Raw genomic sequence first — 22,302 nt, 5'->3', positions numbered from 1 at the left:
GACGATGGGCAGCACAGGCGAATCAGGTAAAAAAGGCGAACAGCGGGCTACTGCGCGAACAGTGTCAGGGGGCCGCCTGCCGGGCTCGGCCCGCGCTCCTCCTGGATGGAGTTGCCGCCGTCCACCACGAACAGTTGTCCCGTGACGTAGGACGACTCCGGCGAGGCCAGGAACGCCACCAGTGCGGCCACCTCCTCGGGACGCCCGGCACGACCGACCGGCGTTGCCGCCCCGAGGGCGTCGACGTGCTCGTCGAGCCCCCGGTCGCGATCCAGCCGGGCGCGACGGCGTTGACCGTGATGCCCCGCGAGGCCGTGTCCATGGCCGTCGAGCGGGTGAGGCCGATCAGGCCGGCCTTGGCCGTGTGATAGGCGACGTCGCCCCTGTAGGCCATCACCGGACCCGAGAGCGACGACATGTTCACCACCCGGCCGTACCCTCGGTCGAGCATCGGCCGGAGCGCGGCGCGGGTCATGTGGAAGGTCGTGTCGAGGTTTCGCGAGAGGGCCGAACGCCACTGCTCGTCGGATGCAGTCGCGAGGCTGGACGGATCCTCGGGTTCGGCCACCGAGACCATGCCGGCGTTGTTGACGAGAACGTCGATCCGGCCGAAGGCATCCAGCGCCTCAGCCACCACCGACTCGGCGAACCGGGCATCGGTGAGATCGCCTGCGACCCCACGGACGGGGCAGCTCCCCGCCAGCTCGGCCACCCGCTCCTGAATCCGCCCGGTGGTCGAGGTGATCAGCAGCGAGTAGTCGTCGGCCAACCGTTCGGCGCAGGCGAAACCGATACCGGATGCACTGCCGACCCCGGTGATGACCGCGACGGGCCGGCCGTCGGCGTTGGTCGGGTTCATGTGGTGCTCACCCTAGAATCCCTGGACGCCTCACGGCGTGAATGAGTTGAACGTTCGTCACAGCGGGGGAGGCAAGGCGGCGCGGCAATGGCCAGTTCACCTGCAATCCAGGGGAGGAAAACCATCATGGGCCCGAGCAGGATGGCCAACCTTCCTTCATCTGAGTGGTACGTTCGTTCCAGTTCTAGCGGTGAAGGGACATGATGCCGCGGCGCACAACACAGCCGGGTTGCCCCGCGATTGCTACCGTGCGGCCATTGCCGTCGTGCGACGCCCGGCGGTCACCACAGGTGAGAAGGACGACGACAGACATGAGCCGGCCCGGCGAATCCGCCCAGCAACGAGACACCCCTGTCCTGACCGAGCGCGGCGGGGTCCGCAAGGCGGCCATCCTCGAAGCAGCCCTGCGGGTCATCGGGGACAAGGGACTCGCCGGGCTCTCCATGCGTGCCATCGCGGCGGAAGCGGCGCTGCCGCTCGGAGCTCTCGGCTACTACTTCAAGACCAAGGACGATCTGATCCTTGAGGCGTTCGAGTTGCACACGCGCCGGGAGGCGGACCGGGTCCTCGCCGCCTTCGCGGGTGTCGAGAACGGCGACCATGCCGACGACATCGCCGAGCACCTCACGGCGTTCATCCACCACGGTCTGACCGAGGCGCGCACGAGCCTGGTCGCGGAGTACGAGTTCCTGATCGAGTCAACCCGCAGGCCGGATCTCGCTCGCGTCTCGCGGGCGTGGCGCCAGGCGCTGCAGCTCCAGGTCAGCCATGTCGCGAGCCGGCTCGGCTCGGACGATCCCGAGACGGACTCGGAGATCATTCTCTCGGTCATCGCGGGTCTGGAGATCGACCATCTCTCCACACCGCTCGACCCGTCGACGACGCAGGCGATCCGCACCGCACTCCGCCGCACGATCACCAGACTCGGGCTCCGTGGCAACGCCGCGCGGCAGTAGGTCCCCTTCCGTGCAGTTCGGCGGCATCGCCAATCCCGCCTGCCGCTGACCGCCGACTAACGCGGTCAGAGGCAGACCGTGGCGCTCCCGACCTCACCGGCTGGTAGTGGTGCGGGCGGCATCAACCTCAGCTCCGCGGTTGCTCAGGTCCTCGGCTTCACCCGGGCCCGCGTGGAGACCGAGCGATGGACCGTGTTCCGCTCCTGGGCCGACCTGGAGGTCTTCTACTGCCAGCCGGGCATCGCGGGCGCCCACGAGAAGGGTGGCGTCGAGGGCGAGGTCGGCCGATTCCGCCCGCAACCGCTTGGTTCCCGTCCCCGAAGTCGCGACCCTGGCCGAGCTCAACTTCACCACCCACACCCACCCGGGCGCGTTGCGACGCCTGGCTAGACGCGTGCGGGTGCGGGCGCGGGGTGCGGCGAGCCTTCGCCACAAGCGCGCACCTGATGGGCCTCGCCCTGGGCGACGAACGCAGACCCGAGGCTGAGCGGCTCCAGATCGCCTTCGCCGCCCAGGTGAACCGGGGCGGTTCACCTCTCGTGCCGCGGGTGGTGTCGTGCCGGCGCCCGCGGAGCGCCTCGACCGGTCGGCAGGAGTGTTCCCTCACGTCATCTTGAGGACGACCTTGCCTGCCTTCGCGCGCCCTGTTTCCAGGTACTCCAGCGCTTCTGGGGCCGACTCGAACGAGAACACGGTGTCGACGACGGGCCGGATCCTGCCGGCCTCGATGAGCGGAGTGAGCTCGCGCAGCTGGTCCCCGCTGGCCTTCATGAACAGGAACGAGTACGTCACGTTCCGCCGCCGGGCGCGTCGCCGGATTCGGGAACTCAGCGCGGACATCACCAGCCGGATGACCGGATTCGCTCCCAGTTCCCTGCCGAAAGCGGCATCAGGAGGGCCCGAGACACTGATGACCTGTCCGCCGGGCTTGAGCACGCCCAGGGACTTCAGAAGCGTCTCGCCGCCGAGTGAGTCCAGGACGACGTCATAGTCGTGCAGCACCGTCTCGAACGCCTGCTTCTTGTAGTCGACGACAACGTCCGCACCGAGCCGCTTCACCAGGTCGACGTTGGCCGTGCTCGTGGTCGTCGCCACGTGGGCACCCAAGTGCTTCGCCAGCTGGATGGCGATGGTGCCCAGGCCGCCGGAGCCCGCGTGGACCAGGACTCTCTGGCCCGGCTGGATGTTCGCCCGTTCGACGAGCGCCTGCCATGAGGTCAGGGCGACCAGGGGAAGGGATGCCGCTTCCTCCATGGTCAGCGTGGCCGGCTTGATCGCCACGTCGTCCTGGTGCACCGCGATGAGTTCGGCGAAGGTGCCGATCCGGTCCTTGTCGGGCCGCGCGAAGACCTCGTCGCCCACCGCGAAGCGCGTGACGGCCGCGCCTACTTCGACCACGATTCCGGCGAGGTCGTTGCCCAGGACGACGGGGAGCCGGTACGGCAGGATCGCCTTCAGCTCTCCGTCCCGGATCATGCGGTCGAGCGGGTTGACGCTCGCGGCCTGGATCCGGATCAGCACGTCGTGCGCGCCCACCTCCGGGTCGGGCACTTCGCCGGCGCGCAAGCCGGCCTCGTCGCCGTAGCGCTCTACCGTGAAGGCCCTCATCGTCGTCTCCGTATCTCGTCCGCAAGTGGACGGGGGTGATGTGCATCGCGGGATTCATGGGCATCCAGGGTTTCCCTGGGTGCCGGTCGGACGCCGCAACCTTAGAATTATGATCGTAATGCTATGCGCCGGTTCGGTGGACCGCAAGGGGGTGAGGATGTGTCACATCGCGGGTCTGGAGTGCCCGTGTTCCACGCCCAGCAGGGCGAAGGCGTTGTGGATGCCCTGTTCGAGTAGTTCGTCGGCAAGCTGCCGGTCGGTGAGGGCTCGGGAGAGCTGGAGTGTCCCGGCCATCATGGCGTAGGCGCCGAGCGCCTTGGTGCGGACCGCGAGGGGATCGTCGGGTGACAGGCGGGCGGCGATGCCGTCGATGACCATCAGTACGCCGTCGGTGTAAGCCTGCTTGGTCGGGTCTGCGCAGCGCCGGATTTCGTCGAGCAGGGCGGCGGAGGGGCAGCCGTCGTCGGAGCTGTCGCGATGCTGGGCGGACAGGTACCAGCGCACGATCTGCTCAAGTCCTGCGCGACCGGGCGCCGCCCGCGTGGCGATGTTCGCGTTCTGCGCCTGCAGTTGGTCGGCGACCGCGGTGGCCACGAGGTCGTCTTTCGACGTGAAATGGGTGTAGAAGGCGCCGTTGGTCAGCCCCGCGTCCGTCATGAGGGTTGAGATGCCCGAGCCGTCGATGCCGTCCCGCTTGAACCGGCGTCCGGCCGCCTCGACGATCCGCTGCCGGGTCGCCTGCTTGTGCTCTTTCCCGTAGCGCACCGCGCGCTCCTTTGCTCGTCGGAGGGGCTGCTTGGTCTTGGCGGGCGCCCTCGCCGTATTGTATTTCGATCGTACTTCAATAGATTCGAGGCTCCAGGGGCTGCCCGTTCGGCGGCGAGGTGCCGTGCCGGGTGGTGCTGTGTCCCCTCGCTCGGGCGGCTGCGTCCTCCGCTCGCTCGACCAGGACGCCGTTCTCACCTGGCGCCCGCGCGGACCAGGGGCACCAAAGGGGTCCAGGTTCAGAGACCGCCGACAGCTGTCCCGAGGGCGCCGGATTCCTCTGGGATCTCGACGCCTCGAGGCGGGTCGCCCACGCACCCTTCGCTCACGTTTGGTGCCGTCATCGACGGCTGACTCGTCTTGGGTCGTCCGCGGTGGTGTCGGCAGGTGTTGGCAGGTGTCGGCGTGTCCCGGTGCGCCGAACCTTCACGACCGCCCGATGTCCGGGCGCACCGTGCCCGACCTGTCGCGCCAGGCCTCGGTGCGAGCACCTCCTCCGCGACCTGAAGAGTCGACTCGGACGAAGACGTCATCTCGGGAACTCGCAGGCTTGCGGAGCTGATAGAATTACGATCCTACTTCAATAGTCGACGTGATGCTGAGAGGCTCGACCGCTCAGGGTTCCGATGTCCGCGGCCTTTGACCGTCGACCCTCGCAGACTGCAGCCGCAGCCGGGAGACGCCAGGGAAACACCCCCATGCCGAAGGGCGCGACCGTGAATGACTCCCAGGAAGTACGAGGCGACGTCGTGACGTCGTACAAGAACGCAGCGACCCACACCATCACCGCCGGCGGGGCGACCTACGCCTACCGCGAGGTCGGTCCCCGGTCCGGTGTCCCGGTGGTCTTCCTCACCCACCTCGCCGCGGTTCTCGACAACTGTGACCCCCGGGTCGTCGACGGCATCGCCGCCAAGCGTCATGTCGTCACCTTCGACAACAGGGGTGTCGGTGCTTCCAGCGGTTCGACGCCGCGCACCATCCAGGCGATGGCGAAGGACGCCGTCACGTTCATCCGGGCGCTCGGGCTCGAGTACGTCGATCTCCATGGCTTCTCGATGGGCGGCATGGTCGCCCAGGTGATCGCGCAGACCGAACCGGACCTCGTCCGCAAGCTGATCCTCACGGGTACCGGTCCGGCGGGTGGCGAGGGCATCAAGGACGTGACCCGGCTGTCCCATCTCGACACCGTTCGGGGGCTGCTCACCCTTCAGGACCCGAAGCAGTTCCTCTTCTTCACCCGTACCACCAATGGGCGTCGGGCCGGGAAGGAGTTCCTGGCCCGCCTGAAGGAGCGCACCCAGGGCAGGGGCAAGGCGATCTCTCTCACGTCATACGGTGCTCAGCTCAAGGCCATTCACCGGTGGGGGCTGGAGCAGTCCCACGACCTCTCGGTCATCCACCAGCCGGTGCTCGTCGCCAACGGCGAGAGCGACAGGATGGTTCCGAGCCAGAACTCGGTCGACCTGGCGTGGCGAGTGCCGAACGGCGAGTTGGTCCTCTACCCCGACGCCGGCCATGGCGGCATCTTCCAGTTCCACGAGCGGTTCGTGGAGTCGGCTCTCGAGTTCCTCGAGCGGTAAGAGGCGTGCGGTGCGGTGCGGTCGTAGTCCGGGCCGAGGATGGTGCTCAGGGCCGTGGCGCCCTTTGGGTGAGCGGCTCGAGGTATCCGTTCACTGACGCGACCTCGCTTTCCGCCTCACCCCATGAACGCGAGAGCGTTCTCGACCCCCAGCTCAAGGACCTCATCGGCGCGCTTCTGGTCGGACAGGGCGCGGGACAGCTGCAACGTCCCCACCAGCATGCTGAAGAGCCCGATGGCCTTGGCCCGAGCGGACCGCGGATCCTCAGGTGTCAGGCGGGCGGAGATCTCCTCCAGGATGGCCCGCGCGCCGTCGCTGTAGGCCTGCCTGGTCCCGTCCTCGCAGCGGCCGATCTCGTCGAGCAGGGCGGCGGAGGGGCACCCGAGGCCGGGGTTGTCCCGGTGCTCGGGGGACAGGTACTCGCGAATGAGGTCCTCGAGTCCCGGGCGGCCGGGGCGAAGGGTGCCGTACCTTGCGATCTGCGTGTGCAGTTCCTCGGCCACGACATGGGCGACGAGGTCGTCCTTGGACGCGAAGTGAGCGTAGAAGGCTCCGTTGGTGAGCCCCGCGTCCGCCATCAGCGTGGAGATGCCCGAGCCGTCGATGCCGTCCTGCTTGAACCGGTGGCCGGCCTTCTCGATGATGCGTCGCCGCGTCACCTGCTTGTGCTCCTTGGCGTAGCGCACCATGAGCTTCCTCCGTTCACTCCGTAAGGCCCATGCTTCGCACCCAAGGGTAATCCATGGCCTGACGTGCGTAATATCATGACCGGCGTGCCCATGACCGGCGTGCCCATGACCGGCGTGCCCATGACCGGCGTGCCCATGACCGGCGTGCCCATGACCGGCGTGCCCATGACCGGCGTGCTCACGGCCGGCGTGCTCACGACCGGATGCGGGCACCGGGTCCGAGTCGGGCGGTGACTTCCGCGGCGGTAAGGGTGGAGTGCTCCGCGGAACACTCGACGATGACGCGGACCGGGGCGTCGCAGTCGGTGTGACGGATGTCCAGTACAGGCCCCTCGGGGCCGAGGGCGTACGCCTCGCCCCACTGGCTCAGCGCCATCAGGACAGGCCACAGATCCCAGCCCTTGCGGGTCAGGCGGTACTCGTTGCGGGAGCGGCTGCCTGGCTCCTGGTAGGGGACGGTCTTCAGGATGCCGGCCGCGATCAGCTTCCGGAGGCGGTCGCTGAGGACGGCTTCCGACAGGCCGATGTGGCGGTGGAAGTCGTCGAAGCGGCGGACTCCGTTGACGGCGTCACGCAGGATCAGCAACGTCCATTTCTCTCCGACCACGTCGAGCGTGCGCTGGACGGGGCAGTTCTCCGTGCTCGCCTCAAGCCACTCCATCCAGCCATCGTAAGGGTCTGGCTTCGCCATTGACAGTCAGGTGGGCGGGAACTAGCTTCGTTTTCAGAAGTCAGATGGAAGGTGCCCGGTCGTGGGACGAACGCGTACGTATCAATGGGAAGATCCCGCGATCCTGGCGGAAGCCGCCGGACGCATGGCCGGCATCGACTTCCTGCGTGAGTTGCAGGCGGGGCGACTGCCGGGGCCACCCATCAATTACTCCATCGACTTCACTCTGAGCGAGGTGGAGCCCGGCAGGGCGGTCTTCTCCCTGACGCCGGGTGAGGAGCACTACAACCCGATCGGCAGCGTGCACGGCGGCATCTTCGCCACCCTGCTCGACTCGGCGGCTGGTTGCGCAGTCCAGTCGACCCTTCCGCAGGGCGTTGCGTACACCTCGCTCGACCTCACGGTGAAGTTCCTGCGACGGATCACCGTGGACACGGGCACGGTACGCGCCATCGGCACGGTGGTCAGCAAGGGCCGTCAAACCGCCCTGGCCCAGGCGCAGTTGGTCGACGGCACGGACCGTCTGCTTGCCCATGCCACCAGCAGCTGCATGCTCTTCCCGGTGCCTCCCTCGCAGGGGTGAGCCTCGGCGGCGACCGGCATCGGTCTGGGCCGTGATGCCGGACTCCCTTGATCTCGGCGCGGAACGCCGGAGTGCGAGGTGAAACGACTGCGGCGCACGTTGGTGGCGGCCCGATGACTCCTCGGGTCGCCGGTTGCCGTGCGCCGCAGTCGTGCCCAGGCGCCCGAGGGAGATGATTCCTTCGGGCGTCGTGCTCTTCGTCAGGCGGTGTGGGTGGGGTAGTCGGTGTAGCCGGCCGCGCCGCCGCCGTAGAAGGTGGCGGGGTCGGGGGTGTTCAGGGGGAGCCGGAGCGTACGCGCTCGACGAGGTCGGGGTTGGCGAGGGCCATGGTGCCGACGGTGACGACGTCGGCCAGACCGTCTTCGACGTCCTTGGCGCGGGTGGCGATGTCGGCACCGGCCCGGTTGAGGATCAGCGTGGTCGGCCACAACTTGCGGAGGGTGGAGAGGAGTTCCTCGTCGCCGCCGTGGCCGATGTGCAGGTAAGCGAGGTCGAGGGGGGCGAGGGGGGGAGGGTTGTGTTTGCTGGTAGGGACGCGGAAGACGGGTTGGATCTGGCGGGGTCCGCAGACGAGGACTCCCTCGACGAGGTTCTGCGCGAGCGATTTCCTGGTGGCAGGGTCGCCTTCGCCCATCGTTCGGTGACCCTGGCGCGCCTGCTGTCGGGGTCGTGCCGGGTCACCGGAACCCGGCGCGACGGCGGACATCATCTCGGTCTGGCCTCGCGCCGCTGGTACACCACAGACGTCAGGCCCGGAGCGATGCTCCAGGCCCTTCGTCGTCGTGGGACTACGCGTCGCGCTTCTTGAACTGGATCCAGGCGGCACCGATGATCAGGGCTGCGAAGGCCGCGAACACGCCACCTGAGGCCCAGCGGTCGAAGAAGTCGATGTCCGGAGCTGCGGGACCGAAGTTCGCCGGGCTGGTCAACATCAGCTCCTCGCCGGCGGTGAACGGCAGGAACTTCACGGCCGGCGCCAGCCATTGCAGGGCCGGGACCATGGTGAGCCCGACGATCAGGGTCTCGATGATCAGCGGCATCAGGAAGATGACCACCAGTGCCGAGGGCACGCCGCGGAACAGCAATCCCAGGCCGAGCCCGGTCAGTGCGTAGATGAGGTTGTAGGCCAGGTATCCCAGCAGCGCCGAGCGTACGGGGTCGTCGAACAGACCCGGGACCTCGCCCCAGAACACGAGTACCAGGGTCGCGTTGATCGCTATCGACACCAGCGTGGCCACGGCGGTCAGCGCCGTGACGGTCAGGATCTTCGCCAGGAGCAGGCGCGAGCGCTGCGGAAGCGCGGTCAGGGTCGGCTGGATCGTGCCGTGCCGGTACTCGTGGCCGGTCGCGAAGATACCGACGACGGCCATGAACACCGCCAGGAACGGGATCACGAAACTCGCCCCGCCGTTGACACTGAGGTTCACGGCGTCGGCATGGAGCGGCTCGTCGCTGGCGCCGAGGCCGAGGACCAGCGGGATCACGGCGGAGGCCACCAGGCCGGAGCCGACCATCCAGTAGGTCGAGCGGAGCGTACGCAGCCGCGTCCATTCGAATCTGAGCGCATCAAGCATTCTGGGCACCTTCTGGGGTCTGAGCGGTCTGGATGGGCTTTTCGGCGACGAACTGCTCTGCGGCGCCGGTGGCGGACATGAAGGCCTCTTCGAGCGAGGCCGAGCGGCTGGAGAGCTCCGTGAGCTCGATGCCCTCGGTGAAGGCAAGGTGCCCGACCATGCCGATCTCCATTTCCGAGACGGCCAGTTCGCCGTCGTCGCCCTTGGTGACGCTCGCGCCCTTGGCTTCGAGGGCGGGGACGAAGGCGTCGGCAAAGGGGCTGCGCACGATCACCGTGGACGTGGTGAACTCGCGGACGAACTGGTCGACGTCGCCGTTGAAGATCATGTGACCGCGGCCGATGACGACCAGCTCGTCGGCCATCAGCTGCATCTCCGAGAGCAGGTGGCTGGAGACGAAGATGGTGCGGCCCTCGGCGGCCAGGCTCTTGAGCAGATCGCGCATCCAGTGGATGCCGTGCGGGTCGAGGCCGTTGGTCGGCTCGTCCAGCATCAGCGTGTGCGGGTCGCCCAGCAGCGCCTGCGCCAGGCCGAGGCGCTGTGACATGCCCAGCGAGTAGCCCTTGGGTTTCTTGCGCTTGGCCGAGCCGAGCCCGACCAGGTCCAGGACCCGGTCGATCCTGGCGTTGGCGATGCCGTTGGCGGAGGCGAGCATCTTCAGGTGGTTGCGGGCCGAGCGGGTGGGGTGGAACTGCTTGGCTTCCAGCAGGGTGCCGACGTGGTTCATCGGCCGACGGATCGAGGTGAACCGCTCACCGTCGAACAGGGTCTCGCCCCCGCCGTGGTCGAGGCCGAGCATCAGCCGCATGGTGGTGGACTTCCCCGAGCCATTGGGACCGAGGAAGCCCGTGACCACCCCTGGCCGGACCTCGAAGGACAGATCGTCCACCGCGACCGTGTTCTCGTATCTCTTGTGCAGGCCCTTCGCGGAGATCATGGTGTTCCTATCTGACGAATTGAACGAGTGAAGGTCTTCGTCGTCATGTGTCCGGCTCGGCCGGTGGTCGGCCCGGGACCTTCGGGAAGGCACTTGCCAGAGCCCCGATCCAGCCCCTGGTGCGCCACGCCGCCCGGCGCGCTCGTGACCGGCAGCAACAACCTAGGAGCCGAGCCAGGGGAGCAGACATCCCGCGCGCACACCAGTGCGGGATGGTGCAGGCACCACCGTCGGCCGAGGACTGTCAGGCTCGCACCGGTAGGTGGGCTTCAACGGCACAACGAAGAGCGCTGGATCGCCTTCACCTCATGCGATCCCCACCGATGCCGGAGCCGCGGTGACGGGTCGGCCCCGGCCACGTCACCGGTACCGCGCCGTCGCCAGAGGTAGCGCCGGCCCCACCCCGAACCGGCATGCATGCCGGATCATCCGCCGACAACCCACCGCCTAATATGCGGGCATGCCCCCGAAAGCGCGCCGAGTCGGCGCCTTCACCCTCTACTCGCTGTCCACCTTCCCCTTGGCCTTGATCAGCGTGACCCTGATCATCCCCGTCCTGGGACTCGGCGTGGTCACGTCGGTCATCGGCATCGGACTGCCGGTCCTGGCGCTCGCCCTGCGGATCGCACGCGGATTCGCCGAGGTCGAGCGCCGCGCCCTGCCGGAAGTCCTGGGCCATTCCGTGGCTCGGCCGATGTACAACAAGCCTGCCGCGGGATCCGGTGTCTTCCGGCGAAGCATCACCCCGCTTTTCGGCGGCCAGTACTGGCTGGACCTCCTGTACGGGATCGTGATCCTTCCCGTATCCGTGATCATGTTCGCGATCACCGCGGCGTGGTGGTGGGTGACGCTGTCCACGCTCACCTGGCCGCTGTACGGATGGATCATCCACGAGGCGGTGGGCCTCGAGAACCTGCAGAAGCTTCCCAAGCTGGTCGGGGTGGAGAACTACCTGTTCGCGTCAGCGTTCTACGTGACGATCGGCGTGCTGTTCGCCCTCGCGCTGCCGTTCGTCGTGCGCGGCGCCGCCCTGGCAAGGGCGAACCTGGGGCGCGTCCTGCTGACGGCGGTCGGCGAGTTGCACGAGCGTATCGCTGACCTGTCCGAGGGGCGGGCCGCCGCCGCCTCGGCCGAGGCGGGCGCGATGCGGCGCCTGGAGCGCGATATCCACGACGGGCCCCAGCAGCGGCTCGTGCACCTGGCCATGGAGCTGTCGCGGGCGCAGCGCCAGCTCGCCAAGGACCCGAACGCGGCACAGGCCACCATCACGGGCGCCATTTCCGAGACTCGGGAGACCCTGGAGGAGCTACGCACGCTGTCGCGCGGGATCGCGCCCCCGGTGCTCACCGACCGCGGGTTGGCCCAGGCCCTGGAGGCCCTGGCGGCCCGCAGCCCGGTGCCGGTGGAGCTGGACGCTTCGGTCCCGTACCGCTTCTCCGCCGCGGTGGAGAACACCGTGTACTTCGTGGCCGCCGAAGCCTTGACCAACGTCGCCAAGCACAGCCGCGCCGACTCCGCGCGCCTCACCCTGTCCCGGACCGCGAACCGGCTGATCCTGACCCTGTCCGACAATGGCATCGGCGGCGCCCACCTGGCCAAGGGGCACGGCCTCAAGGGGCTGGCCGACCGCGCCAGGTCGGTCGAGGGCGATTTCGTGGTGCACTCCCCCGAGGGAGGCCCGACGGTGGTAGTGATGGAGGTCCCATGCGGGTAGTGGTCGCCGACGACGCCGTACTGATCCGTTCCGGACTGGTCCGGCTGCTGGAGGAGTTCGAGTTCGAAGTGGTCGCCGAGGTGGGCGACGGCGACAGCCTCGTCTCTGCCATGGTCGAGCACCGCCCGGACGTCTCGGTGGTCGATGTGCGGATGCCCCCCTCGTTCACCGACGAGGGCCTGAAGGCCGCGGTTGCGGCACGCAAGCGGGTTCCCGGTGCGCCGGTGCTGATCCTGTCGCAGTATGTGGAGGCCTCCTATGCCGAGGATCTGCTGGCCGATGCCAGGGGAGCCGTGGGTTACCTGCTGAAGGACCGGGTGGTGGACGTCGACGAGTTCATTGACGGGCTGCGGCGGGTCGCCGCCGGGGGGACGGTGTTCGATCCGCAGGTGGTGGCCCAGCTGATGGTTCGGCGCCGTGGCAACGACCCCCTGGCGGCGCTGACCGCGCGGGAGCGGGAGGTGCTCGGGCTCATGGCCCAGGGGCACTCCAACCAGGCCATCGCGCGCAAACTCGTGGTGAGCGGTGGCGCGGTGGAAAATCACGTCCGCAGCATCTTTGCCAAGTTGGGCCTGTACGTCGAGGACACCGACCACCACCGCCGGGTACGCGCGGTGCTGGCCTACCTGCGTCCCTGAGCGCCCATGGCGGGGATGCCGCCTTTGTCGTGCTCGGACAAGTGAGCGAAGGCCTCGCTGGTGGCGGTGATGGTGCGGGTGACCACTCGCCGGGTCGTTTCGTCGGTTGGGCCGTCTCCCGCTCACGTCGGGAGGCTCACGTTGTCCCGGGTTACACCACGTGTTGGCTGAGCTTCGTCCGGTCAGTAGCGCAGGCGAGCGGTGTCCTCGTCTATACGGACGACGCACTCCTCGAACCGTGCCATCGGCTTGGCTGTCGTCGTCGGGGACCGGCGTCAGCCCGACCATGACGGGTACCGCCGTCCAGGTGCGCGCCGCGTTGTCAGAGATTTGATCGCCGGCGGGCGGTGGCGCGAGGGTGATGCGGACATCCTCATCGCCTTCGACGCCGGATACGGCGCCCCGCGCATGGTTCTGCTTCTTCCCTCAGCGGTTTGACCTGGTGTGGCTGTTGGGTGGTGCTGAGCGGGCGCCGGTCAGTACCAGGGCCACGAGCCGACTCACGTAGGCGTGTCCTGCGGGCTGGTCGCGTTGCACGATGCGCAGGTGGAGGGGGCCGGTCAGGGCTTCGAGGAGGAACTCGGGGTTGCTGTCCGGTGGGAGGTCGCCGCGGTCGATGCCGCGTTGGACGAGGATGCGGGCGCGGTCCAGGCGGGCGGTCCAGAACTGGTTGCGGAGTTGGACGGACTGGGGCTCGTCGTCCGCTGCGGCGAGGGCGAGACGGGCGAGCGACTGGCCCGTGGGCGTGGTGAGGAACCCGGCGAGCGCGGTGAAGAAGGTGGTCAGGTCCTCGTGCGTGGAGCCGGTGTCAGGCAGGGGCAGTTCCGTGTCCAGGCGGTCCGAGAGGGCTTCGAGGATCAGGTTGGTCCGGGTGCCCCACCGCCGGTAGACCGAGGTCTCGTGCACACCGGCACGGGCGGCGATCTCCGCGATACGGGTGCCCGCCAGGCCCTCGGTGGCCAGGAGTTCGGTGGTGGCCTTGAGGACGGCTCGGTGTACGGCCGCGCCGCGGCGGTGCGCGGGGGCCGGGCGCGGCGGTGGTGTCATGCCTCCCATTATCGCAAGCGCACTTGCGATAAACCACCACGGCGAGCTTCACTGGGTTCTATCGCAAGTCGACTTGCGGTGGATGCGACCTGCGGAGGCTGCTGATGCTCACCACGGCGAAGACCACCAGCGGCGTGCTGCGTGGCCGGGTCGAAGACGGTACGACCGTCTTCCGAGGAGTGCGCTACGCCACCTGCGAGCGGTTCGGCCTGCCCCGCCCGGTGCCCGCCTGGAGCGGAGAGAGGGACGCCACGGCCGACGGCCCGATCGCCCCGCAGCGGCCGTCCCGGCTGGAGCCCGTGATGGGCGTCCCCGAGCCGCACGAACAGGGCGAGGATTGCTTGAACCTGACCATCACCACCCCCGGCGTCGACGACCGGTCCCGGCCGGTGCTGGTGTGGTTCCACGGCGGTGCTTGGGTTTCGGGCGCCTGTTCCTGGAAGTTCTACGGCGGCCACCGGCTCGCCCGCGAGGGCGACGTGGTCGTTGTCTCCGTCGGTTACCGGCTTGGCTTGCTCGGCTATCTGCGCGCACCGGGGATCTCCGAAGGCAATCTGGGCCTGGCCGACCAGCTCGCCGCGCTGCGGTGGGTGCGCGAGAACATCTCCGCGTTCGGCGGTGACCCGGACGCGGTGACCGTGGCCGGTCAGTCCGCCGGCGCCCACACCGTGCAGTGTCTGCTGGGTATGCCCGACGCCGAGGGACTGTTCCGCCGGGCCGTCGTTCAAAGTTCCCCCGCCGCTCTGGGCCTCGGGAGCGCCCGCAGCGCCCGGAAGGCTGCCGAACGGTTGCTCACCCGGCTCGGCGCAGACCCGCGTACCGTCCCCGTCGCCGATGTCCTGGACGCCCAGACCGCGCTCGCGCGAGAAGCGGCAGGCAGACTCGGGCTCCGTGCGGTCCCCTTGTTCAGGCCGGTCGCCGGAGTCGGCCCGCTCCCGGACGCAACACGCTGGGCCGCATGTCTGGCAGGCAGAGCTCCCGGTCTGGACGTCATCATCGGCACCACCGGGCGGGAGATGAGCGCCTTCTGCACCCCGAGCCCGGCGCTGCGCCGCCTGCGCCGGGTCCCGGCACTGGGTTCGGCGACCGCGGACGCCGTGGAACGTGCCGCGGGTGCGGCCTTGTTCGACCGTCCCGCCCGCCGCCTGGCTGCCCGGCTGAGCGAGGCGGGTGCCCGCGTGTGGACCTACCGCTTCGACTACGCCGCCCCCGCCTCCCCCTTCGGCGCCACACACTGCATCGAACTGCCCTTCCTGTTCGGCACCGATGCCGACTGGACCACCGCTCCGATGCTCGCCGGCGCCGACCCGCACGACATCGACACCCTGGGCCGAGCCCTGCGCACCGCCTGGCTCAGCTTCATCCGCACCGGCACCCCGAGCACCGACACCCCCTGGCCGCCGTTCACGGCGGCCGCCCCCGCCGTGTACCACTGGCACCCCTGAGGGCACCAGACAGTGCGGCCGGAACGCAGGACCGCTCAACCAGGGGGCTCTCTGTCAAAGGAAGTGGTCACCGAAGCCGAACAGCTCGCCGCGCGCCGCCGGCGATGCTGCCTCTGTGGCCTGCTTCCATCCGATCGCCAAAGCCACCCAGGCAGGTCACGCTCGAGCGAAGCCGAGAGTGGGCGAGCCCCTCCCACGCCATGCGCTGGTTGTCGTCCGGCGAGGAAGCCATGACGCCGCCGCGCCAGGAGCCGTCTTCCGTCGACACCTCGAGTTCGGCATACAGGCCGGCCGCGCGGATCGCACCCGTCAGCTCCAGGCTGAGCATGCGGTGCTCCCACGACTCGTTCGACAGGTTCACGCTGGTTCGACGATGACGCGGGGCTTCCTCGTCCAAGGTGATCGTGACGTGCCGGCTGATCGCGCGGTCACCCCGGTGTGCCGTCTTTGCGCAAGGTGACGGGTCTGTTGAGGGCGTCTGCCGGTTGCACCTGTTGTATCGCGTCGGTCACCTGATGGAGAAGCGCCTTCAGTTGGGTGGAGCCCTTGGTGTCGAGCTTCTCGGTGATCTGCTGTTCGATCTCCGCGATCACGGCGTCGGCCTTGCGTAGGGCGTCACGGCCGGCGTCGGTGAGGTGGAGCTCCTGCACGTGACGGTGGCGCGGGTGTGGCCGGCGTTCCAGTTGGCCCCGGCCCTCCAGCCGGGTCACCAGTGAGGCCACCGCCTGCGGGGTGACGTTCAGGCGGCGGGCCAGTTCCGCTCCGGCCAGGCCGGGATCGACGTGGACGGCGATGAGGAGGGAATAGTGTGCCGCCGCCATGCCCAGCGAGCGCAACCGCTGCTCCTTCAGGGCTGTCACGGCCAGCTCCGCCCGCCGCAGTGCCCAGGTCACCCGGTCCAGGGCGTCGGCGCCGACCGGGCCCTCATCATGCAGCGTCATGCGGGGAGAATACGACACTGACCGACAATCAAACGTTTGACAGGACGCAGGTGTTTGAATAAGGCTGTACTCATGCCTCGTACTCTTGCTCTCATCACAGGCGCCTCCTCCGGTATAGGCGCCGCCTACGCCCGCCTCCTCGCGGCCGACTGCGACTTCGTCCTGGTGGCCCGAAGGGCCGACCGCCTTTCCGAGCTCGCGGACGAACTCCGCGCGGCCGGCGCCGCCGTGGAGGTCCTGCCCGCGGACCTCGGGAACCACGACGGCCTCACCTCGGTGAGCAAGCGCCTGGCAGCCGGCGATGTCCGGCTGCTGATCAGCAACGCGGGAGACGGCGGCTACGCGCCGCTCGCCGAGGTCGCCCCGGAGGAGATCGACCGCCTGCTCACCCTCAACGGCGTGGCGTCCATCCAGCTCGCACGCGCCGCCCTGCCCGGCATGCTGACCGCCGGGGAGGGAACCATCGTCACGGTCGCCTCACTGCTGGCCTTCAGCGCCGGGCAGAGCAACCCGCACATGCCGCCCCGCACCATCTACAACGCCGCCAAGGCCGCCACGGTCGCCTTCACCCGCACCCTCGCCCACGAACTCGCCGACACCCCCATCCGCACCCAGGTGGTCTGCCCGGGCGTCGTGGCGACGGAGTTCGCCGGCGGATACGGAAACATCCCCTCCGCCATGACCGCGGAGGGCGTGGCCGGAGCCAGCCTCGCCGGCCTGCGCCTGGGTGAGACGATCTGCGTACCGGGCCTGGAGGACCAGACCGCCGCGCTCGACGCCTTCCTGGCCGCCGAGGCCGCCCTGCTCGCGGGCGGCAACCGCCCCACTCCCGCCGCTCGCTACAGCCACCCGCACCCCCAGCCCACACGCTGAGGACCGGGCCCGCGGGAGGAGTCCGGCAGCGTCAGTGTGACGTGCGTGATCCCCCTGCTCGCCGAAACGCCGCCAAGGCCCGTCAGCGGAGTGCCTCCGGCTACCCGCGCGGCACGCTCATCCGCCTGTTGTGAAGGTCTCGGGCCCGCCCGACGGGCGGGCCCGCAGCACCTGGCACTCGGACGGCACCTACGGTGTCCACAGGATCACCGCCGACCTGTGCGCCGACGGCGAGCAGGTCGACCACAAGCTCAGTCGGTGAGCCGGCGGAACCGGGCGAGGGCGCAGGCGGCGGCATCCGGTCGGTCAGGAGGCGGTGCGTTCCATCGTTCAGCGGTGGCGGCCCCAGGCGGCTCGCGGGCTCCATGCCCTTGCGGGTGGCACCGCGCTTGCGGGGCGAACGACACGGGTGGTCGTAATATCCCTTGTCGGCGTCGAGGTTGGTCAGCCGGCGGCGCGGACGGCGGCCGGGGCGGCAGGGATTCCGTAGACGTTCCAGCGTCTGACTGTCCTGCGGGTTCCCGCCGGACCGGTCATGCCGTCCGCGTGTGGTGGCCTTGCAGCCTGCTGCCCGGGGAGGGGCCGGCCACTGTGCCCGGGAACCAACAGTGTCAAGAGGCGGAAGGGCCGGGGAGTTCCACCACCGCCGATTCCGGAGCTCCCCATGGCTTCTCCAGTGCGGCCCGAAGTGCGATGACGGTGTCCGCACCGACGCGCTCGGCGAGTGCGGCTTCGAGCCCGGCCAGTATCTGGATCGTCTCCGCGCGGCGCCGGGCGCCGGCCTCCGTGAGGAGTACGAGCTTCGACCGGGCGGAGTGCGGATCGCTCTCCACGGTCACCACGTCCATGGCGACAAGTTCGTGGACCCACTGGTGTGCTGTCGGGGCGCTGACGCCCAGGCGCCGGGCCAGCTCGGCGATACTCGCCCCTTCTGTCGGGAGCTGACTGAGCAGGGTCACGTGTGCCGCGCTGATGGCGGACCTGTCTTCCTGGGCCTCGAACGCAGTGGTCAGGGCGGCCCTGAACCAGTTGTGTGCGCGCCACAGCAGCCGGATGAGCGGCTCGGATTCAGGCGGGGAGGAGGGCATGTGGTTCTGCTTTCACGATGGGTGGTCGGGTTCGGCGCGGTCTGTCGATCGTAAGCCGGTCAGGTCTGGTGCCCAACATCGCCGGAGGTTCCGAGATCCCTCTTCATTAGGTAGCCTACGATTAGGTCACCTAGTGGTTGAGTTCGAATCGAACCCCACCTATCGACCCATGCGCCTGCTTCCCGTAAACCGATGGAAAGGCATGACGATGACGCCAGGATCGTCTGGATCCCCCCGCACCGCGCGCACCTCGCGGCGGCGCCTGCTGGCCGCCGCGGCCGGCACCACCGCCGGTGCGGCAGCCCTCGCGGTCTCGCCCGCCCCCGCGCAGGCCGCCCCCTCCACGTCGGCCGGGACCCCCGCAGGCCGCCCGGGGCGCGGTATGAAGGTGATCGCGGTCGAAGAGGCGTTCTCCGTTCCGGAGCTGATCCCGTGGCCGGGCGAAGCCTCGATGCCCCCCGGCTGGGGGCAGGAGTGGGGGCGCCGGCTCGCCGACTTCACGGAGTTGCGGCTGGCGGACATGGACAAGCATGGCGTGGACATGCAAATCCTGTCGCTCACCTCACCCGGCGTGGAGGCCATCGAGGACCCCTCCGAGGCCGTGGTCACGGCCCGCCGGGTCAACGACCGCCTGGCCGACGTGGTCGCCGCCCACCCGACGCGGTTCGCCGGATTCGCCACCCTGCCGTTGCAGGACCCGAAGGCCGCCGTGGTCGAGCTGCGCCGGGCGGTGGAGCAACTGGGCCTCAAGGGCGTCCTGCACAACGACCACGTTCTGGGCCACTACCTCGACGAGCCCCAGTTCCGGCCGGTGTGGGCAGAGCTTGAACGGCTCGGTGTGACGCTCTACCTCCATCCCGCGCTCTTCCCCGCCGATCAATGGCGGGTGTTCCAGGGGCACCCCGTGCTGAGCGGGCCGTCCTGGGGATGGACAGCGCAGGTCGGCGCCCACGCACTGCGCCTGATCTACGGAGGAGTGTTCGACGAGTTCCCCGGGGCCTCGGTGACGCTGGGGCACATGGGAGAACTGCTGCCCTTCCAGCTGGCCCGGCTCGACAGCCGCTACCACCAGGCCGACCCCAAGAGCAGGCCGCGACACCTGCCCTCCCACTATCTGCGGCACAACCTCTACGCGACCACCAGCGGCGTCTTCTCCCACGCGGCCCTCCTTGGAGCCGTCCAGGCCATCGGCGCCGACCGGCTGCTGTTCGCCGTCGACTACCCCTACGAATCAACGGCCGAGGCAGTCGAGTTCCTCCGCTCGGCGCCGTTCTCCCGCGCCGACCTCAAACGCATCGCGCACCGCAACGCGGCACACCTGCTGAACCTCTGATCAAGACAGCAGCAGGTGAGGAGTGTGGTTGGGCCGACGGTGCACACGTGTGCACCGTCGGCCCAACCACGCGAGCACTCACGGTGTGATTGATCTGGCCGCTTGTGCCTCGTGGATGCGATCGTGGCAGGCGTCGCAGGCCACGACCGTCTCGCGGCGCCGATCGAGCACGACGTGCGCCCAGCCAGACGGCGGCCGTACGGCAGGAGCGAGAGCAGTAAGGGTGCGGATGTGATGCACCGTGACATCACCGGTGCTTACAGACATCCCGCAGATCTCGCAGGTGTCCGCCAAGAACCGTGTGACCAGCTCCTTATGCCGGCAGTCCACCCGACCCGCCGCGGAGCCACGGCTGGCTCACGCTGCACCACCGCTTCGCCCGCGACTGCGGACCCTGCCGGCCCGCTCCGACGCCATGATCCACCTGGCCATGACCGACCTGATGGCCCGCCGCCTCACCGGCGAAGCCACCATCTGCTGGCGCGACCCGATACCTCGGGATCAAACACCGACTACGGGATGCGGCACCGGGGCAGAAACGCCCTCTGCGATCCCCGGCAAGAGTCAAGTGAGCCGCCGGGAGCCCTTCTTGGTGCTGATGAGCTGCCGAACCCCGTGGAAGCAGACACCGGCCGGAGATTCGTGGCGTGGGGCCGCCCTCCCGGTCAGCGCCCGGGGTGCAGGCCGAGCCATCCCGGGGAGGGCGCCCCGGTCACCTCGCCGACGTAGAGCGTGAGCTGTTGCCTGAACTGCTCGACGAGAGCCCGATCGGCCATGAAGTCCTCGAAGCCGTCAAGGTGGGCGTTGCGGTACTCCCAGATGGGGCGGTAGCCCGCGTGGGGCTGGACGTCGGTGCGCACCGACCACATGTAGAAGTCGGACTGCGTTTGTTTCGACAGCCACCAGTTCAAGTACAGCTTCGCGGCGGCGGGGTGCTTCGCATGCCTGAAGATGGCGGCGCGCTGGGCCCAGGCCATGAACGGGTCGTGCTTCGGAACGACGAAGCGGGTCTTCACGCCCGCCGCCGGGGTCAGCATGCCGTCCGTGCCCAGCGCGACAGCCGCGCTGCCCGCCTCGACCCGGTCCGCGGGTTCCTGCGTACCTCGCACCCAGGCCACGTCCTGGGCGGCGAACCGCCGCAGCCACTCCCAGCCGTACTTGTCGACGATGAGCTTGTACAGGTACAGCACCGCGTCGTCGTCGTTCGGGTACGTCGAGACGATCTTCCCCTTCCAGCGCGGGTCGAGGAGGTCCCGGGCAGAGGCGGGTGTCGTGCCGCCGGCTTTGTCGACGTTGTAGATGGTGGAGAAGGCGTCCACGAAGATGCCGGTCCATGCGCCGTCGGGGTCCTTGAACGCCGGGTGGACGCGGGAGAAGCCGGCCGGCTTGTAGGGGAGCAGGGCGCCTTCCCTCTTCCAGCGGGGGAAGTCCTGCAGGGTCTGCAGTTGTACGACATCCGGGACGAGGGAGCCGGTGGCGAGCTGGTTGTCGACGCGGGCGTCGTGGAACTTGCTGTAGTCCACGACGATGTTCAGCGTGATGCCGGGGAACGCCTTCTCGAAGGCGGCCTTGTTGCCGTCCTGCTGGGTGGCGGTGTCGCCGCCGGCGTAGACGGTGAGGGTGCCGCCCTCCGCCTTCGCCTCGCGGTACAGCTGTTTCAGGCTCCTGGCCTCCTCGCCGGGCTTCGCGGCGTATCCCGTTCCGGCGCCCAATGCGACCCCGGCGGCCGTGAGTGAACCTGCGGCGAGTACCTGACGTCGTCCGACCGACATGGACGTTCCCCTTCAGTGCGGTGCTGCAGTGCGATGGACGGGAAGGAAGATACCTTCCTGCGCAGCTTTATTTCAATTTTCAAGTTAGTCATGTCGCTTGGTAGCGCGGTGACTTGGTGCCCAGGAGGTGTCCTAGATTGCTGTATCGTCAGCTTTATGGATGAGTTGCTGAACGATGAGGCCGTCGTCCTGTACGGCGACATCCTGCGACTGACGGACGCGATCGGCGGACAGGCCGAGCGCACCATCCGCGAGGCCACTGGGCTGGGCGGTTCCGAGTTCGAGGTGCTCCTGCGTCTGGCCCGCCACCCGGAGAACCGGACCACCAGCGCCCGCCTGGCCGATGACCTGTCGTTCACCTCGGGCGGGCTGACCCGGCTGATCGCCCGCATGGAGGGGGCCGGGCTGATCGCTCGCCACCCCCATCCCGATGACCGCCGGGCCGCGCTCCTGGAAGCCACCCCGAAAGGGCGTGACCTGCTGGAACGCGCCCTCGCCGCGCATGGCCCGCAGGTCACCGCCGACCTCGTGGAGCCGCTCACCCCGGTCGAGCGGCTGGTCCTGCGCGAGCTGGTGACCAAGCTGTTGGCCCACTCCGCACGCGGCCCGGTGCAGGGGCCCGCACGGTCGTAACGACTGCCCCGTTCGCGGCGGTCTAGCGCTCCCTCGTCGAGGGGGCGCGCACGGGTGGCATGCGATGTCTGGTCGTCGTAGGTGGCGCCGACGGCCTGAAACCGACTCGGGGTTCGACGGTGTGGTGGGTGCGCTCAGGTCAGTGTCGTGGAGCCACGCAGGCTCCAGGGGGCGATCTCCTGGGCGGGCGCAGGGCGCACTCGACTGGCACGTCTCTGCCCGATCCGAGCGACGCGACCGGCCGCAGCCTCATCAGCGCCGAGGACCACGCCGCCCCTCTGGTCGACGAGCTGGAGGAGAACGAGGTTGTCCGCCGCCGGATTACCGTCGTCTACTGGCCTGTTCCCAGGCCTGCGGCCGGTTCGGCCGCAGACGTGGAGGGGCCGGGTCGGCGTTGATTGCCGTGGACAGGACGGCCGCACCGGCGCAGGGGCGGCGGGACCGGTTGGCGCAGTCCGACGCATGCGGTGGTGGTCTCGACGCCGACGTGCCGTTTTGTGCAGGTCGGTCGGTGCTGTCAGGCCCGCGCGCCGTAGAGCGCGGCGAGTTCGGTGGACACGGAGGCGAGTTCGGTGCGGGCCTCGGGCGGGTCGA

23 protein-coding genes and 1 pseudogene are annotated in these 22,302 nt (G+C 68.9%); 10 read left to right on the top strand and 14 right to left on the bottom strand.

The window, feature by feature from the left end:
- Window positions 1-47: 47 nt before the first annotated feature.
- A pseudogene (locus ACFY9I_RS40375) lies at window positions 48-859 on the bottom strand (SDR family NAD(P)-dependent oxidoreductase).
- Window positions 860-1,170: 311 nt separating this feature from the next.
- Here ACFY9I_RS40375 and ACFY9I_RS40370 point away from each other — a divergent pair.
- Entirely contained in the window at window positions 1,171-1,815 is a 645-nt protein-coding gene (locus ACFY9I_RS40370; protein ID WP_391011948.1) for a TetR family transcriptional regulator, read from the top strand.
- Window positions 1,816-2,418: 603 nt separating this feature from the next.
- On the opposite strand, the gene ACFY9I_RS40365 is transcribed toward ACFY9I_RS40370, so the two are convergent.
- Both ACFY9I_RS40365 and ACFY9I_RS40360 read right to left on the bottom strand, forming a co-directional pair.
- Window positions 2,419-3,423, bottom strand: a complete 1,005-nt coding sequence (locus tag ACFY9I_RS40365; RefSeq protein WP_391011946.1) for a zinc-binding dehydrogenase — start codon at window positions 3,421-3,423, stop codon at window positions 2,419-2,421.
- A 162-nt stretch (window positions 3,424-3,585) separates the two neighbouring features.
- Window positions 3,586-4,188 (bottom strand): TetR family transcriptional regulator, encoded by a 603-nt coding sequence (locus ACFY9I_RS40360; protein WP_391011943.1) that lies wholly within the window; start codon window positions 4,186-4,188, stop codon window positions 3,586-3,588.
- 698 nt (window positions 4,189-4,886) lie between these two features.
- On the opposite strand from ACFY9I_RS40360, the gene ACFY9I_RS40355 reads away from it, so the two are divergent.
- The gene (locus tag ACFY9I_RS40355) at window positions 4,887-5,771 is read left to right on the top strand and encodes an alpha/beta fold hydrolase (RefSeq protein WP_391011940.1); all 885 of its coding nucleotides are present in this window, start codon (window positions 4,887-4,889) and stop codon (window positions 5,769-5,771) included.
- 116 nt (window positions 5,772-5,887) lie between these two features.
- Here the strand turns inward: ACFY9I_RS40355 and ACFY9I_RS40350 are convergent, their stop codons facing one another.
- Together ACFY9I_RS40350 and ACFY9I_RS40345 are read right to left on the bottom strand one after the other, a co-directional pair.
- Complete coding sequence (locus ACFY9I_RS40350; RefSeq protein WP_391011937.1) at window positions 5,888-6,460, bottom strand: TetR family transcriptional regulator; 573 nt, start codon at window positions 6,458-6,460, stop codon at window positions 5,888-5,890.
- Window positions 6,461-6,653: 193 nt separating this feature from the next.
- The gene (locus tag ACFY9I_RS40345) at window positions 6,654-7,121 is read right to left on the bottom strand and encodes a helix-turn-helix domain-containing protein (RefSeq protein WP_274249009.1); all 468 of its coding nucleotides are present in this window, start codon (window positions 7,119-7,121) and stop codon (window positions 6,654-6,656) included.
- Between the two features lie 91 nt (window positions 7,122-7,212).
- Between ACFY9I_RS40345 and ACFY9I_RS40340 the strand changes: the two genes are divergently transcribed.
- Complete coding sequence (locus tag ACFY9I_RS40340; RefSeq protein ID WP_345571382.1) at window positions 7,213-7,713, top strand: PaaI family thioesterase; 501 nt, start codon at window positions 7,213-7,215, stop codon at window positions 7,711-7,713.
- Window positions 7,714-7,987: 274 nt separating this feature from the next.
- Here the strand turns inward: ACFY9I_RS40340 and ACFY9I_RS40335 are convergent, their stop codons facing one another.
- The 3 genes from ACFY9I_RS40335 to ACFY9I_RS40325 form a co-directional block, all read right to left on the bottom strand.
- Window positions 7,988-8,347 (bottom strand): hypothetical protein, encoded by a 360-nt coding sequence (locus ACFY9I_RS40335; RefSeq protein ID WP_391011933.1) that lies wholly within the window; start codon window positions 8,345-8,347, stop codon window positions 7,988-7,990.
- A gap of 154 nt (window positions 8,348-8,501) precedes the next feature.
- Window positions 8,502-9,287: a hypothetical protein gene (locus ACFY9I_RS40330; RefSeq protein WP_391011930.1), complete on the bottom strand. Its 786-nt coding sequence runs from the start codon at window positions 9,285-9,287 to the stop codon at window positions 8,502-8,504.
- On the bottom strand, window positions 9,280-10,224 hold the full coding sequence (locus ACFY9I_RS40325; RefSeq protein WP_391011928.1) for an ATP-binding cassette domain-containing protein: 945 nt from the start codon (window positions 10,222-10,224) through the stop codon (window positions 9,280-9,282). The genes ACFY9I_RS40330 and ACFY9I_RS40325 overlap by 8 nt, the downstream gene beginning before the upstream one ends.
- A 460-nt stretch (window positions 10,225-10,684) precedes the next feature.
- Between ACFY9I_RS40325 and ACFY9I_RS40320 the strand changes: the two genes are divergently transcribed.
- Complete coding sequence (locus ACFY9I_RS40320; protein WP_391011925.1) at window positions 10,685-11,938, top strand: sensor domain-containing protein; 1,254 nt, start codon at window positions 10,685-10,687, stop codon at window positions 11,936-11,938.
- Complete coding sequence (locus ACFY9I_RS40315) at window positions 11,929-12,576, top strand: response regulator (RefSeq protein WP_391011922.1); 648 nt, start codon at window positions 11,929-11,931, stop codon at window positions 12,574-12,576. The genes ACFY9I_RS40320 and ACFY9I_RS40315 overlap by 10 nt, the downstream gene beginning before the upstream one ends.
- A gap of 426 nt (window positions 12,577-13,002) precedes the next feature.
- Here the strand turns inward: ACFY9I_RS40315 and ACFY9I_RS40310 are convergent, their stop codons facing one another.
- Window positions 13,003-13,623, bottom strand: coding sequence for a TetR/AcrR family transcriptional regulator C-terminal ligand-binding domain-containing protein (locus ACFY9I_RS40310; protein WP_391011920.1), 621 nt, complete (start codon window positions 13,621-13,623; stop codon window positions 13,003-13,005).
- Window positions 13,624-13,727: 104 nt separating this feature from the next.
- On the opposite strand from ACFY9I_RS40310, the gene ACFY9I_RS40305 reads away from it, so the two are divergent.
- Window positions 13,728-15,068, top strand: a complete 1,341-nt coding sequence (locus ACFY9I_RS40305) for a carboxylesterase family protein (protein WP_391011917.1) — start codon at window positions 13,728-13,730, stop codon at window positions 15,066-15,068.
- Between the two features lie 67 nt (window positions 15,069-15,135).
- Here the strand turns inward: ACFY9I_RS40305 and ACFY9I_RS40300 are convergent, their stop codons facing one another.
- Both ACFY9I_RS40300 and ACFY9I_RS40295 read right to left on the bottom strand, forming a co-directional pair.
- Window positions 15,136-15,465: a hypothetical protein gene (locus ACFY9I_RS40300; protein ID WP_391011914.1), complete on the bottom strand. Its 330-nt coding sequence runs from the start codon at window positions 15,463-15,465 to the stop codon at window positions 15,136-15,138.
- A gap of 31 nt (window positions 15,466-15,496) precedes the next feature.
- Entirely contained in the window at window positions 15,497-16,009 is a 513-nt protein-coding gene (locus tag ACFY9I_RS40295; RefSeq protein WP_391011911.1) for a MarR family transcriptional regulator, read from the bottom strand.
- A 72-nt stretch (window positions 16,010-16,081) separates the two neighbouring features.
- Between ACFY9I_RS40295 and ACFY9I_RS40290 the strand changes: the two genes are divergently transcribed.
- Both ACFY9I_RS40290 and ACFY9I_RS40285 read left to right on the top strand, forming a co-directional pair.
- The gene (locus ACFY9I_RS40290; RefSeq protein WP_391011908.1) at window positions 16,082-16,882 is read left to right on the top strand and encodes an SDR family NAD(P)-dependent oxidoreductase; all 801 of its coding nucleotides are present in this window, start codon (window positions 16,082-16,084) and stop codon (window positions 16,880-16,882) included.
- Between the two features lie 130 nt (window positions 16,883-17,012).
- Window positions 17,013-17,144 (top strand): hypothetical protein, encoded by a 132-nt coding sequence (locus tag ACFY9I_RS40285; RefSeq protein WP_391011905.1) that lies wholly within the window; start codon window positions 17,013-17,015, stop codon window positions 17,142-17,144.
- A 349-nt stretch (window positions 17,145-17,493) separates the two neighbouring features.
- On the opposite strand, the gene ACFY9I_RS40280 is transcribed toward ACFY9I_RS40285, so the two are convergent.
- Complete coding sequence (locus ACFY9I_RS40280; protein WP_391011902.1) at window positions 17,494-17,970, bottom strand: MarR family transcriptional regulator; 477 nt, start codon at window positions 17,968-17,970, stop codon at window positions 17,494-17,496.
- Between the two features lie 202 nt (window positions 17,971-18,172).
- Here ACFY9I_RS40280 and ACFY9I_RS40275 point away from each other — a divergent pair, with 202 nt between their 5' ends.
- A complete protein-coding gene (locus ACFY9I_RS40275; protein ID WP_391011899.1) occupies window positions 18,173-19,303 on the top strand; it encodes an amidohydrolase family protein in 1,131 nt (376 codons plus the stop codon).
- 78 nt (window positions 19,304-19,381) lie between these two features.
- Here ACFY9I_RS40275 and ACFY9I_RS40270 read toward each other — a convergent pair whose 3' ends face one another.
- Complete coding sequence (locus tag ACFY9I_RS40270) at window positions 19,382-19,633, bottom strand: hypothetical protein (RefSeq protein ID WP_391011896.1); 252 nt, start codon at window positions 19,631-19,633, stop codon at window positions 19,382-19,384.
- Between the two features lie 335 nt (window positions 19,634-19,968).
- A complete protein-coding gene (locus ACFY9I_RS40265; protein WP_391011894.1) occupies window positions 19,969-21,075 on the bottom strand; it encodes an extracellular solute-binding protein in 1,107 nt (368 codons plus the stop codon).
- Window positions 21,076-21,231: 156 nt separating this feature from the next.
- Here ACFY9I_RS40265 and ACFY9I_RS40260 point away from each other — a divergent pair, with 156 nt between their 5' ends.
- Window positions 21,232-21,708, top strand: a complete 477-nt coding sequence (locus ACFY9I_RS40260) for a MarR family transcriptional regulator (RefSeq protein WP_391011892.1) — start codon at window positions 21,232-21,234, stop codon at window positions 21,706-21,708.
- The last annotated feature ends 594 nt before the right edge of the window (window positions 21,709-22,302 follow it).

Origin of the sequence: Streptomyces sp. NPDC012510, assembly GCF_042955065.1 — a bacterium.
In the GTDB taxonomy this organism is placed as follows: domain Bacteria; phylum Actinomycetota; class Actinomycetes; order Streptomycetales; family Streptomycetaceae; genus Streptomyces.
The sequence above is the reverse complement of the archived record's forward strand: the minus strand, read 5'-3'. Positions and strand labels throughout refer to the sequence as shown.

Bases quoted from the DNA above. Each gene is read 5' to 3' on its own strand.
- ACFY9I_RS40365 (WP_391011946.1), bottom strand. From the start codon at position 3,423: ATGAGGGCCTTCACGGTAGAGCGCTACGGCGACGAGGCCGGCTTGCGC.
- ACFY9I_RS40335 (WP_391011933.1), bottom strand. From the start codon at position 8,347: ATGGGCGAAGGCGACCCTGCCACCAGGAAATCGCTCGCGCAGAACCTC.
- ACFY9I_RS40370 (WP_391011948.1), top strand. From the start codon at position 1,171: ATGAGCCGGCCCGGCGAATCCGCCCAGCAACGAGACACCCCTGTCCTG.
- ACFY9I_RS40330 (WP_391011930.1), bottom strand. From the start codon at position 9,287: ATGCTTGATGCGCTCAGATTCGAATGGACGCGGCTGCGTACGCTCCGC.
- ACFY9I_RS40280 (WP_391011902.1), bottom strand. From the start codon at position 17,970: ATGCCCTCCTCCCCGCCTGAATCCGAGCCGCTCATCCGGCTGCTGTGG.
- ACFY9I_RS40295 (WP_391011911.1), bottom strand. From the start codon at position 16,009: ATGACGCTGCATGATGAGGGCCCGGTCGGCGCCGACGCCCTGGACCGG.
- ACFY9I_RS40260 (WP_391011892.1), top strand. From the start codon at position 21,232: ATGGATGAGTTGCTGAACGATGAGGCCGTCGTCCTGTACGGCGACATC.
- ACFY9I_RS40315 (WP_391011922.1), top strand. From the start codon at position 11,929: ATGCGGGTAGTGGTCGCCGACGACGCCGTACTGATCCGTTCCGGACTG.
- ACFY9I_RS40320 (WP_391011925.1), top strand. From the start codon at position 10,685: ATGCCCCCGAAAGCGCGCCGAGTCGGCGCCTTCACCCTCTACTCGCTG.
- ACFY9I_RS40305 (WP_391011917.1), top strand. From the start codon at position 13,728: ATGCTCACCACGGCGAAGACCACCAGCGGCGTGCTGCGTGGCCGGGTC.
- ACFY9I_RS40350 (WP_391011937.1), bottom strand. From the start codon at position 6,460: ATGGTGCGCTACGCCAAGGAGCACAAGCAGGTGACGCGGCGACGCATC.
- ACFY9I_RS40290 (WP_391011908.1), top strand. From the start codon at position 16,082: ATGCCTCGTACTCTTGCTCTCATCACAGGCGCCTCCTCCGGTATAGGC.
- ACFY9I_RS40265 (WP_391011894.1), bottom strand. From the start codon at position 21,075: ATGTCGGTCGGACGACGTCAGGTACTCGCCGCAGGTTCACTCACGGCC.
- ACFY9I_RS40325 (WP_391011928.1), bottom strand. From the start codon at position 10,224: ATGATCTCCGCGAAGGGCCTGCACAAGAGATACGAGAACACGGTCGCG.
- ACFY9I_RS40275 (WP_391011899.1), top strand. From the start codon at position 18,173: ATGACGATGACGCCAGGATCGTCTGGATCCCCCCGCACCGCGCGCACC.
- ACFY9I_RS40310 (WP_391011920.1), bottom strand. From the start codon at position 13,623: ATGACACCACCGCCGCGCCCGGCCCCCGCGCACCGCCGCGGCGCGGCC.
- ACFY9I_RS40355 (WP_391011940.1), top strand. From the start codon at position 4,887: ATGCCGAAGGGCGCGACCGTGAATGACTCCCAGGAAGTACGAGGCGAC.
- ACFY9I_RS40345 (WP_274249009.1), bottom strand. From the start codon at position 7,121: ATGGAGTGGCTTGAGGCGAGCACGGAGAACTGCCCCGTCCAGCGCACG.